The 11,720-nt window shown below is 37.3% G+C and carries 14 protein-coding genes; 7 read left to right on the plus strand and 7 right to left on the minus strand.

Going from position 1 to position 11,720, the window contains the following annotated elements; genetic code table 11:
- Positions 1 to 475: 475 nt before the first annotated feature.
- The 4 genes from H514_RS0114790 to H514_RS0114805 all read right to left on the minus strand — a co-directional run bounded on the left by H514_RS0114790 (position 476) and on the right by H514_RS0114805 (position 3,759).
- Entirely contained in the window at positions 476 to 2,134 is a 1,659-nt protein-coding gene (locus tag H514_RS0114790) for a b(o/a)3-type cytochrome-c oxidase subunit 1 (protein ID WP_027447664.1), read from the minus strand.
- Positions 2,131 to 2,643 (minus strand): cupredoxin domain-containing protein, encoded by a 513-nt coding sequence (locus tag H514_RS0114795; protein WP_027447665.1) that lies wholly within the window; start codon positions 2,641 to 2,643, stop codon positions 2,131 to 2,133. Before H514_RS0114795 ends, H514_RS0114790 begins: the two co-directional genes overlap by 4 nt.
- Before the next feature lie 29 nt (positions 2,644 to 2,672).
- A complete protein-coding gene (locus H514_RS24725; protein WP_154657390.1) occupies positions 2,673 to 2,825 on the minus strand; it encodes a cytochrome c oxidase subunit 2A in 153 nt (50 codons plus the stop codon).
- Between the two features lie 346 nt (positions 2,826 to 3,171).
- Entirely contained in the window at positions 3,172 to 3,759 is a 588-nt protein-coding gene (locus tag H514_RS0114805) for a hypothetical protein (protein WP_027447666.1), read from the minus strand.
- Positions 3,760 to 3,879: 120 nt separating this feature from the next.
- Between H514_RS0114805 and H514_RS0114810 the strand changes: the two genes are divergently transcribed.
- Positions 3,880 to 4,650 carry an SDR family NAD(P)-dependent oxidoreductase gene (locus tag H514_RS0114810; protein ID WP_027447667.1) on the plus strand — a complete coding sequence of 257 codons (771 nt, stop codon included), beginning with the start codon at positions 3,880 to 3,882 and terminating at the stop codon, positions 4,648 to 4,650.
- Positions 4,651 to 4,714: 64 nt separating this feature from the next.
- Here the strand turns inward: H514_RS0114810 and H514_RS0114815 are convergent, their stop codons facing one another.
- A complete protein-coding gene (locus H514_RS0114815) occupies positions 4,715 to 5,167 on the minus strand; it encodes a chemotaxis protein CheX (RefSeq protein ID WP_027447668.1) in 453 nt (150 codons plus the stop codon).
- A gap of 112 nt (positions 5,168 to 5,279) precedes the next feature.
- On the opposite strand from H514_RS0114815, the gene H514_RS0114820 reads away from it, so the two are divergent.
- The 5 genes from H514_RS0114820 to H514_RS23175 all read left to right on the plus strand — a co-directional run bounded on the left by H514_RS0114820 (position 5,280) and on the right by H514_RS23175 (position 8,510).
- On the plus strand, positions 5,280 to 6,368 hold the full coding sequence (locus H514_RS0114820; protein ID WP_027447669.1) for a type III polyketide synthase: 1,089 nt from the start codon (positions 5,280 to 5,282) through the stop codon (positions 6,366 to 6,368).
- Entirely contained in the window at positions 6,365 to 6,886 is a 522-nt protein-coding gene (locus H514_RS0114825) for an isoprenylcysteine carboxyl methyltransferase family protein (RefSeq protein ID WP_036843565.1), read from the plus strand. The genes H514_RS0114820 and H514_RS0114825 overlap by 4 nt, the downstream gene beginning before the upstream one ends.
- A 96-nt stretch (positions 6,887 to 6,982) precedes the next feature.
- Positions 6,983 to 7,156 (plus strand): hypothetical protein, encoded by a 174-nt coding sequence (locus H514_RS24730; RefSeq protein ID WP_154657391.1) that lies wholly within the window; start codon positions 6,983 to 6,985, stop codon positions 7,154 to 7,156.
- Between the two features lie 164 nt (positions 7,157 to 7,320).
- Positions 7,321 to 8,151, plus strand: coding sequence for a sulfurtransferase (locus H514_RS0114835; protein ID WP_027447671.1), 831 nt, complete (start codon positions 7,321 to 7,323; stop codon positions 8,149 to 8,151).
- Positions 8,152 to 8,198: 47 nt separating this feature from the next.
- Positions 8,199 to 8,510 carry a DUF6123 family protein gene (locus tag H514_RS23175; RefSeq protein WP_036843568.1) on the plus strand — a complete coding sequence of 104 codons (312 nt, stop codon included), beginning with the start codon at positions 8,199 to 8,201 and terminating at the stop codon, positions 8,508 to 8,510.
- Between the two features lie 88 nt (positions 8,511 to 8,598).
- Here H514_RS23175 and H514_RS0114845 read toward each other — a convergent pair whose 3' ends face one another.
- Both H514_RS0114845 and H514_RS0114850 read right to left on the minus strand, forming a co-directional pair.
- On the minus strand, positions 8,599 to 8,997 hold the full coding sequence (locus tag H514_RS0114845; RefSeq protein ID WP_027447672.1) for a ribonuclease HI family protein: 399 nt from the start codon (positions 8,995 to 8,997) through the stop codon (positions 8,599 to 8,601).
- 73 nt (positions 8,998 to 9,070) lie between these two features.
- On the minus strand, positions 9,071 to 9,271 hold the full coding sequence (locus tag H514_RS0114850) for a cold-shock protein (RefSeq protein ID WP_027447673.1): 201 nt from the start codon (positions 9,269 to 9,271) through the stop codon (positions 9,071 to 9,073).
- Between the two features lie 353 nt (positions 9,272 to 9,624).
- On the opposite strand from H514_RS0114850, the gene H514_RS0114855 reads away from it, so the two are divergent.
- Positions 9,625 to 11,295 (plus strand): formate--tetrahydrofolate ligase, encoded by a 1,671-nt coding sequence (locus H514_RS0114855; RefSeq protein ID WP_027447674.1) that lies wholly within the window; start codon positions 9,625 to 9,627, stop codon positions 11,293 to 11,295.
- Positions 11,296 to 11,720: the final 425 nt, after the last annotated feature.

Genomic DNA, 11,720 nt, shown 5'->3' on the forward strand with positions numbered 1-11,720 from the left:
CGCTAAAGCTCCTTGCGGGGTCTCGCTAGCCCGTTTTTCCGGAGGAGTCAACCCGTTCCACAGCCCACCTTAGCCGAATAGTGACTAACGGAACCGCCGTAGTTCTGGGAGAGAGTGTTCTAATTCCAGGTTAATCCTATCATGACAAGGGTCTGAGCAACTTCTCTTACTATGATTTCCAATCAATATGAGGTGGGGAAAGCCAAATTATGGTCCGTTAGTTTCCATAATCGCGTGGAGGGAAGGAAACGGCAAACTGTCGTGGTAACAAAGGGAAGACGAGACCCCGCAGGTACGAGGAGGCTCGGCTTTTCTTCCACAACAGGCTTGCCGTTTCACTGACCGGAACAAATAACACAAAAGCAACGGACTCCTCTCAGTTTCAAGTCTTCAACATAACTGCCATATTGCTGAATAACGTTCATACAATAAAAAGTCTCGTCACATTAATATGACGAGACTTTTTATATACTTATTAGAAATTCCCAATCAACGTCTTAAACGTAGGAGACCCTGGTGGTGAATTTTCAATAATATCAATGAACGGAATTGTGTATGCAAATGCGATTAGAACAACAGCAATACCAATCCATAGACGCCAGTTTTCTAAAATAATAGGAGTAGGCGCTGCGTTATCAGCTTCTTCAGCAATAGGGAATTCTTCTGTTCCTTTTGGAGCAAAGAAGGTCATATAAATAAAAGTGTAAAGCATTAAAATAATACCAATGAATAGAATTGAACCACCGATAGCCTGGGCGTATTGATATCCAATCCATTCAGCAGCTTGTTCAGTTCCACCATAATCAGAGTAAGAAGAACGTCTAGGTGCTCCAAGTAAGCCTGCAATATGCATGGAACCTGACATGATAAACATCCCTAGTGTCCATACGATGGTTTGAATAATGCCTAAACGGTTAGTTTTAGCATCTAATTTTCTTCCTCTTAATACTGGAATAAGCCAATAAGAGATACCGAAGAAGGTTAAAATGACAGTCGTTGCTAAAGTTAAGTGAAAGTGTCCAGTAACCCAAATTGTATTGTGGACCACTAAGTTTAATTGGTTTGATGCATTAACAAGGCCACCCGCACCTGCTGGAACAAATGCAATCATACCAATCATAGGTGCTAAAAAGCGTACATCTTTCCAAGGTAACGTTTTAAACCAGCCAAACAAAGTCTTTGCACCTTTTGCACGTCCCGCAGATTCAAACGTAGCAAACATAGAGAATGCAGTTAGTAAAGAGGGAATAGCAACGGCAAATGTTAATACAACTTGAATGTACTTCCAGAATGGATCAATTCCTGGCTCTAATAATTGGTGGTGAAATCCAACTGGAATGGAGAACAATAGAAATAGAATGAAAGCTAACCGAGCTAAACTATCACTAAAGATCTTGCCACCGATAATTTTTGGAATAATACCATACCAAGCCATATAAGCAGGTAGCAGCCAGAAGTAAACAAGTGGGTGACCAAAGTACCAGAATAAGGTTCTACTTACTAAAATATTAATTTCGTCAACAAGGCCAAGAGACCATGGGATAAACTGTATAAGAACAGTAGCTGCAACTCCTAGAGTAGAAATGAACCAGATTAACATATTAATTACAACCATAAATGCTAATAGAGGAGACTTTTCTCCAGGGTTTTGTTTTTTCCAACGGTATAACTGACGGAAGTTTACAAAACACGCAATCCAGGAACCTACAACCACAAATGTAAGTCCAAAGTAGAAAATTGGGTGCGCTGCAAGGGGGGCGTAAAAGGTGTATAGAACACTAGCTTTACCAAGCAGAATCATGGTAGCCGTAGCTGTTGTTCCAATAACCATTGTCCAGAATGCAATCCATCCCCATTTTCGTTCACCATTTGTCATACCAACTGTTTTTGCCATTAAAGCAAACTGAAAACCTATAATAAAGAAAGTTGTTAATACAAGTGCAAGAATAACTCCATGAACCGTTAAAATTTGATAATAGCCAATACCAAAAGGTAGTTGAACTTGACCTGTTCTAACTAACGTTTGAAGTAGCCCCATAAGGCCACCAATAAGTAAAGAAATAAAAGCAACCCACATATGAGCCATCGTTAGTTTAGCGTTTTCTTTTCCGAGTTTTGTCTCAACAGCAATCATTCTTCATACACCTCCACTTGCGCAGTCATAAACTGGTGTCCAGTACCACAATATTCATTACAAACGATCGTATAAACGCCAGGGTTATCAAGCGTGACCTCTACTTGATTAATGTATCCAGGCTCAAGCATCATGTTTGCATTCGTGCCGGCAACTTGAAATCCATGAACCACATCTTTAGTTGTACCTTGGAACATTACTTTAGACCCTGCTGGAATTCGAATTTTTCTAACCACATTTCCTTCTTCATCTTTACCAAAATCATAATTAAAAGCAGAAGCAACAACGTTCACAACGTAATCCAAATCTCCACCTTCAACTTCTTGCAAACCTAAGTTTTCTTCCTTAAAAGGATCGTGTGCCTCAACACGTTGTGGGTCAATTACCGTGAGACAACTTGGTGGCTGTGCTCCCTGAATAAATGCTCCAATCCCTAGAACAATTAGGAAGAATAGAAGTGTTCCTCCTCCAATAAACATCCATAATTTCTCAAGCCTATGCATGTGCATAACTTTTATCCCCCTTAATACTTAATGCATTACCGATTTAAGAATATCCCCCAAACAGAAAACCATGTGCCTACTAGAAAGGCGAAAACAAACATAACGGCAATAAATGTACCTTTTAAGTTAGGTTCTTCTTGCACGATCTTTGTTTTCGAATCCGTTTTTTCTAAGTGAGTGTTAGGCATGTTTTACCTCACTCCTTTCTTTTAAGTTTCAAGAAATTGTTTTTACACTTTTATCTTACAAGAAAATTCACAAGAGAAAACAAAAATGGAAGATGATTCACAAATCGTTCATGAAGTGCTGGAAAATCAATGATACCAAGGGTTTGTATAGTTTTGGCAAAAAAAGGATAATGGAGATTTTGAACGTTAAATGACAAAGTTTGGAACACTTTGTGAAATTAAGAACATCTAACTGTTTTGTGGGGGTGATAGAGATGGGGAAATATACAAAAAACCTTAGTTAAGGGGATGTCCCATAACTAAGGTCTTATTTTTAAAAGGTTTGTCTATCGACAAGTGATCTTTATTAGCTTAATTCTTTTTTCATATTAGGAGCAAGTAAACCTGCTTTTTCATAAAGGTTACCTAGCTTTTCTTCAAATGAAGAGAATTTCTCATTTGCTTTTGTAAAGTCAGCTTCAACTGGTTTATCAAGAGCTGATTTTACTACATTAAAGTAAGCTTCCAAATCCCCAATCGCAGCGTTTAGTTTTTCTGTGTTTTCGTCAGAAAGCTCACCTTTTATGGAAAATGAATTTAGCTTTTCAATCGCTTTTTCAACTTCCTTTTGAACGTCTACAGCTTTTGTTGTAACTTCTGCTTTAGCAGTTGCAAGTTCTTGTTCATCTTCAATTGTAGAAAGATTTTCAATTTGAGCTTGAATATCTTTCACGACAACATTATGAGGACGTAACTGCTTAGATAGTTCTAGTTGTGTGTCTAGAAGAGTAGATTGTAATTGTTTATTGTTCTCTTCTTTTTTGTCTCCGTTTGTAGCTTCTTCTTGCGTTTGATTTTCGTTTTCTTTGTTTTTGTCTGCAGTACCTTCAGATTGTCCGCAACCAGCGATAACAAATAGCGAAGATAAACCAGCAATTAATAATTGTTTTTTCATCTCTAAATGAACCCCTTTCATATGTACATAAAGTAGTTTATATTTTCCTTTTCAAAATGTAAACAATACAGAGAAATGTTATAATTATTAAAATATTGAGATTTAGGAGGAGAAAATGAAATGTATTTACCTAGTTTTAGTTTGGAAGGGAAGCTAGCAGCTGTTACAGGTGCTACCAAAGGAATTGGTTACGCCATTACAATGGCATATGCAGAAGCAGGAGCAGACGTCATTATTATATCTAGAACAGAAGATGATGTTTACCGTGTGAAAGAAGAGGTAGAAGCATTGGGGAGAAAGGCTTATCCAATTGTAGAAAATGTTCAAGACTATAATGATATTATTAACCAAATAAATGGAATGATTCATGAGGATCAACCTATTGATATATGGGTGAACAATGCAGGGATGAATATTCGAAGCGACGCTTTTGACGTATCTGAGCAAGAGTGGGATCAAATCATTCAGACAAATATGAAGAGTGCTTTTTTCTTAAGTCAATATGCTGCAAAACGAATGAAGGAACATCAGCGAGGTAAAATCATTAATATAACATCTGTAGCAGGGCACGTCGCTTTACGTACAGGAGTTGTTTATGGGATGACAAAAAGTGCGCTCATACAAATGACTAAAACCTTATCACTTGAGTGGGGGAAACATAATATCCATGTGAATGCAATTGGCCCATGGTATTTTCCAACCTCTCTTACTGAAAAACTTTTAGAGAATGAGGAATATGTACAAGAAATCGTTGATCGAACACCAATGGGGAGAATTGGTAAATTAGAAGAATTAGCTGGTTCTGCTGTATTTCTAGGTTCTGAAGCTAGTAATTACATAACTGGACAAACCTTGTTTGTTGATGGAGGAATGACCGTTTACGGATTTTAATAAAGAATAATTGGAAAAGGAGATGAACAAAATGTTCATCTCCTTTTTACATCCTATTATAAGTTTAATCTTCCACCATCAAAATGAGTTGTAGGGATTCTTCTTCACTTAATTCTACTGGAACTCGAAAAGCTTTTTTAAAACCAGAAATCTTTGTCGATCCTACAATTACAGTCGGTGGTGTAATATCAATAGAGACTTCTCTCTGCGAAACAACCGTTGCCAAGTTTCCGGCGATCATATTAGCTAACTCACCCGTGAAAGATTCTAACATTTCTCCTTCAACAGGCATGCCAAACATTTTTTCCCCAATACTTCCGATGCTTTTATGGTTTCCTTCAATGACAAGTCTACCTTTCATATCTCCAGTCATTCCAATTAAAACTCCCAATTCAGCTTGAATCAGAGGAGCTTCAATTAATGAAGGGGAGTCGATATTCACATCAAAAGGAATGATTGATTTCACAGATTCAATTGTACCATTTAAAACTTCTGTAATACCTTGGCTTACTGTCAAAAAACTCCCACCTTCGTTCCATACATTTTTCTTAATAATACCACAAATATCGACAAAATGCGTGGTTAATTTACATGATATGTGAAAGGATAATGTAAAAGGAGGGGTTTGAATGTCCTTTATTACCTCTGTAGGAGTAAGTTTACCTAAATTTGAATTGCATCAAAAAGATATAAAATCTTTTATTCAACACATCTTCCCTCGAGAAAGAAGAGAAGTAGAAAGACTATTACCCGTATTTGAGCACGCATCTGTAGAAAAGAGACAATTTGTTGTACCAATGGAATGGTTTGGTAAAGACCATACCTTTCAGGACCGAAATGATACTTATGTAGATCAAGCTCTAAAACACTCGCTACATGCAGTTGATGATTGTTTAAATAACGATAAATTCTTACAAAAACAAATTCCCTATGAAGCAATTGATATGGTTATTTTTGTTTCTAGCACAGGAATAGCTACACCTACGATTGATGCTAGAATGATGAATGAAAGACCTTTTCGGGATGATGTGAAACGTGTTCCAGTTTGGGGACTAGGATGTGCCGGGGGCGGGGCAGGGATGTCGAGAGCAATGGAGTATACTAAAGCTTATCCTGATGCTGTTGTACTTGTGGTTTGTGTAGAACTTTGTAGCTTAACCTTTCAAAAAAATGATCACAGAAAGAGTAATTTTATAGGATCAGCTTTGTTTGGGGATGGGATTTCCGCAGCTCTTGTGTTAGGCGAACAATCTCCCTATCTCTCACAGAAAAGGATGATAGTCCCTAAGATGCAAACAGCTAGTTCAAAATTAAAAAAGGGAGCACTTGATGTTATGGGGTGGAATATAAACAATGATGGATTTCAAGTGGTATTTGCTAGAAGCATTCCATCTTTAGTGGAATCATTTTGGAAAGATCATGTGACTGCTTTTCTAGAGAAAAGTAATTTATCACCACACAACATTCCGTTTTTTGTTGCCCATCCAGGAGGTAAGAAAGTGTTACAAGCCTATGAAGAAGTACTACAATGTTCGTCTGATAAATTCAAACATTCATATGAAGTTTTGAAAAATCATGGGAATATGTCCTCTGCTACAGTGCTACATGTTTTAAAGAAATGGATGGAAGAAGAACAAGAAATGGGAACAACAAGTTTGATGGCTGCATTAGGACCCGGATTTAGTTCAGAACTTCTTCATTTGGAGTGGTCATCATGAATGTGATTTTTATAATCATTTTCCTATTAATTGTCTTACAAAGAATCGTTGAAGTTATAATAGCAAAACAAAATGAAAAATGGATGAAAAATAGAGGAGCTATAGAACATCACTCAGATCATTATAAATGGATTGTTTTAGTTCATACGCTCTTCTTTTTTTCTATTATGATAGAAGCATTTGGAGAGGAGCTTGTTCTTAATCAGTGGAAAGGTTTACTTTTACTGTTATTTGTCTGTGCTCAAGCCTTTCGAGTATGGTGCTTAGTATCATTAGGAAGGTACTGGAATACTAAAATTATTGTGCTCCCTGAGGCAGAATTAGTAACTAGAGGGCCATATAAATTTATGAAGCACCCCAATTATGTTGTGGTGGCTATTGAATTTATTTTAATTCCATTGCTATTCAATGCTTATGCCACAGCTTTTATATTTCCAATCTTACATGGCGTCCTAATGAAAATCAGGATTCCTTATGAAGAAAAAGCCCTTTCAAGAGATGAATTAAAAAGTAATTGAGAAAATTTATCATTCTCATTGAAAACCATTTCGAGCTTTGCTATACTTTAATTAGTATTGAAAATCATTATCAACCAAAAGAAAAGAGGGGCTGGAATGGTTTTACTTATCATGTTAACCGTAGTCGTTTATTCGGCATTAATGATTGGGTTATTAGCAAAGTTGAAAGATCAACATGTATTATCATTACTTAAATTTGTTCAAGGAAATAAACTTTCAAAAATGAATCAAAAACAAAAACAATATGAAAAAGCACTCTTAACCAGGTAATGTAACGATACCTGGTTTTATTTTTGATCAAATCTAAGATGTAATGTTTTTAAAACCGTTCAATGTATGCAATAATCTTTAAAATAATAATATTTTCTTTATTTAGGTTTTCTAGATATAATGAGACATATATGGTTGGTATAAGGAGGAGGTACATCTTGGAACTGTTGATCTCCGTGCATGATGCTAAAGATTATTTAGACAAAGGTCAGAATGTCCTGTTTGCAGATTGTCGCTTCTCTTTGCAAAATCCTCAAGAAGGCGAAATGCTTTTTAAAGAGGAACATGTGCCAGGGGCTGCTTACTTTGATCTTGAGAAAGACTTAAGCGGTAAGGTTGAAGATACTGGTGGTCGTCATCCGCTACCAAATATAGATGTTTTTATACAAAAGGTTGAAGAGGCAGGTATTAATAAAGACACCACAATTATAGCTTATGATGATCAACGATCGGCTATGGCCTCAAGGTTCTTATGGCTTATGAAATACCTCGGTCATCAAAGGGTTTATATTATGGATGGCGGTTTGATGGCTTGGAAACAAAATCAATACCCTGTTACAAACTCTCTGGAACATATTGAGATGGGTAAATTCCAATACGACCTACATAATGAGTTAATTGCAACCCAGCATGAAGTAGCTGAAAAAATTGAAGATCCAACCGTAGCCATTTTAGATTCCAGAGCATTTGAACGTTATGCAGGCTGGGAAGAACCTATTGACGATAATGCAGGACATATTCCTTCTGCACAAAATTACTTTTGGAAAGATCTATTTGAAGATGGTTTCTGGAAGTCATCGGATGTGTTAAAAGCACACTTTTCTAACTTAGAAAAGTATAAAGAAATCATCGTTTATTGCGGATCTGGGGTTACCGCTACACCAAATGTGGTTGCTCTCTGGGAAGCGGGCTTTCAAAATGTGAAATTATATGTAGGAAGTTGGAGTGATTGGATTACCAACCCAAACAATGAAATTGCAAGTGTATCGAAATAGAATTAGGATTCTTGAGATTACTCTAGACAGAATAAAGGATGTTCAGAATGGCGCAATCGAAATCACTCGGTTATTTCATTGAAGATTTATGGACTAAAGGGTTTCGCTTAACCGATAAGGATATTCATTTTATATATTTAGGGAAACATTATACAAATTCAGAAGATTGGCTCGTAATATTGGCTTTGAAAGTTACACTTCAGTTTCAGTTTAGGTTTGTCGGAAGTTTCTTTTTAGGTGTATTAGAGTATTTAAGTGAAAATCACCCAACTTCTCGAAAAGAAGCATGGCAATTATTAGAACAAAAAGGAATTTCTAAATACAATTTTGGACTTAATAGTAATGTTATGAAGAGTTGAACATGGAGAAAAAGTTATTGCATAGCTAATTGGCTGTCTTCTATAAAGGAGAGAGCCATTTTTATATAAATTAGACCAACCAATATCATTACGATTGTGGCTGGTCATGAATGGCCTTACGTGCTAATTCATCAGCATGTTTATTTTGTTTGTCAGGAATCCACTTTATAAAAAAGTAAGGGAACGTCTCACTTAGTTCCTCAGCTTTTCTTAAATAGGGGAGAAAACGTTCTTGTTTCGTACTCGATTTTTCTATTGAATCAACCACTAGCTTCGAATCAGAACGCACGCTTAATATTTCATCAGGAAAGTCATTTTGACAAACCTCAAGTGCCTTAATTAGCGCTGTAAACTCGGCCTCATGATTTGATAATACTCCGATTGGAAAAGAGTAATAATGCTGCTCTTTCCCATTTTTAATATATACTCCAGCACCACTTGGTCCGGGATCTCCTTTAGAAGCTCCATCGATATAAACCTCAATCATGTGTTTAACACTCCCTATACGTGAAAAACAGCGGTATCCAGTAGGATGACCGCTGTCTTTATAGGTAATTTTATTAGTTTTTAGTTACGTTAGCTGCTTGAGGTCCGCGGTCGCCTTCAACGATTTCGAAAGTTACGCTTTGACCTTCTTCAAGTGTTTTGAAACCTTCTTCGTTGATTGCAGAATAGTGTACGAATACATCATTTCCACCTTCAACTTGAATGAAACCATAGCCTTTTTCTGCGTTGAACCATTTTACTGTACCGTTTTCCATTGTTACAAATCCTCCTAAAAGCTTTCACGTGATACGTGGTAATACAAAGAAAACGCTAGAAAGGCAACCCCCGCAAGAAATGGAGGACCACAAAATCCTGGACCACTTCTATAGAAGTTACCTTTCTTTCATGAATCCGCTTATCTTCTTTGCTTATGTTCAATATAGCGTATTTTAAGAAGTGAGTCAACATTAGAGAAGTGAATTAACTAAAAAATTAAATAACAATAAAAAGTATTGTTGTATGAGCTTTGGTAGCGTTTACAAAATATTTTATTTATAATGGATTTGACTCTGTTTTTATTGAATATTACGTTAAAATAAGGGAGAGTTAAAGAGAAAGGGGAAACGATATGAAAACTGATATTCAAATTGCGCAAGAAGCCAAGATGAAACCAATCCAAGACATTGCAGAAGGTTTACATTTAGACCTTGAGGATTGGGAGCCTCACGGGCATTATAAAGCTAAATTGTCTGATTCACTTTTAGAGAAATTACATGATCGTCCTAATGGGAAGGTAGTTCTTGTAACAGCTATTAACCCAACGCCTGCAGGAGAAGGCAAGTCTACAGTAACAGTTGGGTTAGGACAAGCTATGAACCGAATAAATAAGAAAACCATAATTGCATTACGCGAACCTTCATTAGGCCCAACAATGGGGATCAAAGGTGGAGCAGCTGGTGGTGGTTATTCTCAAGTATTACCGATGGAGGATATTAACTTACACTTTACTGGGGATATTCATGCCATTACAACAGCAAATAATGCTCTATCCGCCTTTATCGATAACCATATTCACCGTGGTAACGAATTGAACATTGATGCTCGAAAAGTAGGTTGGAAACGTGTTGTTGACTTAAATGATCGTGCCCTTCGTCAAGTAGTGGTTGGTCTTGGTGGTCCATTGCGAGGTGTTCCACGAGAAGATGGATTTAACATAACAGTTGCCTCAGAGATTATGGCCATTTTATGTTTAGCAAAGAATTTACAGGACTTAAAACGTCGCTTAAGTGAGATTGTATTTGGATATACATACGATGATAAGCCTGTAACAGTGAAGGAATTGGGGATGGAAGGTGCCCTGACCTTGTTATTAAAAGATGCTCTAAAGCCTAACTTAGTTCAAACGATAGAAAATACTCCAGCTATTATTCATGGAGGGCCTTTTGCGAATATTGCACATGGATGTAACAGCGTAATGGCAACAAACATTGCTGCCAAGCTTGGCGATTATGTTATAACAGAAGCTGGGTTTGGAGCAGACCTTGGTGCTGAGAAGTTTTTAGATATCAAAACACGTGCGGGAGAGTTTGAACCAGACGCAGTCGTAATTGTTGCCACAGCTAGAGCCCTTAAGATGCACGGCGGAGTAGCTAAAGATGAGCTAAGTTATGAGAATATTGAAGCGCTAAAACAAGGAATGGAAAACCTTGCAAAGCATATGGATACCATTTCTGAATATGGTCTTCCTTATGTGATCGCTTTAAACCGTTTCCCAACAGATACAGAAGAAGAGTTAAGTTATATTCAGAAATGGTGTGAGGAGAAAGGTGTTCATATTTCCTTGACTGAAGTTCATGCAAACGGTGGTCAAGGTGGAATTGACCTTGCTGAAAAAGTAGTAGATACGGTAGAGAACTCTTCTAAAAACTTTAAACGTATTTATGATTTAGAGGAGAGCATTGAAGATAAAATATTAAAGATTGCTCAAAAAGTGTATGGTGCTTCAGGTGTGGAATACTCAAGCCAAGCTAAAAAGCAATTAGCACAGTTTGAACAACTTGGCTGGACTAATTTACCGATTTGTATGGCGAAGACTCAGTATTCCTTATCTGATGATCCAACATTGCTTGGACGACCAACTGACTTTACGATCACAATTCGGGAATTTAGCCCTTCTATTGGTGCAGGGTTTATTGTAGCTTTAACAGGTGATGTTATGACAATGCCAGGCCTTCCGAAGAAACCTGCGGCATTAAATATGGATGTAGATGAAAACGGAAAAGCTTTAGGATTGTTCTAGAGTATAATTTCAAAAAGTTCTGTTGCGCATTGCGTGGCAGAACTTTTTTATTAATATTTAAGGAAATAAGTTGTTTGTGAGTATATTATTCAATTATATGGCAGTTATGTTGAAGACTTGAAACTGAGAGGTTCCGTTGCTGTTGTGGAGTGCGGCGGGCTGTGGAACGGGTTGCTTTCCTGCGGACGAAGCGCCGAGCCTCCTCTTTCGCAAGCTCTCTGCGGGGTCTCGTCACTCCGTTCTTCCGCTGGAGTCAACCCGTTCCACAGCCCACCTTGGCCGAATGGTGACTAACGGAACCGCCGTAGTTCTAGGATGAGGTGTTCTAATTCCAAGGTAGTATAATCCTATCATGACAAGGGTCTAAGCAACTTCTGTGAATATGTTTTCCAATCAATATGTGGTGGGAAAGTCCAAATAATGGT

This window comes from Pontibacillus marinus BH030004 = DSM 16465 (assembly GCF_000425225.1).
GTDB lineage: Bacteria > Bacillota > Bacilli > Bacillales > BH030062 > Pontibacillus > Pontibacillus marinus.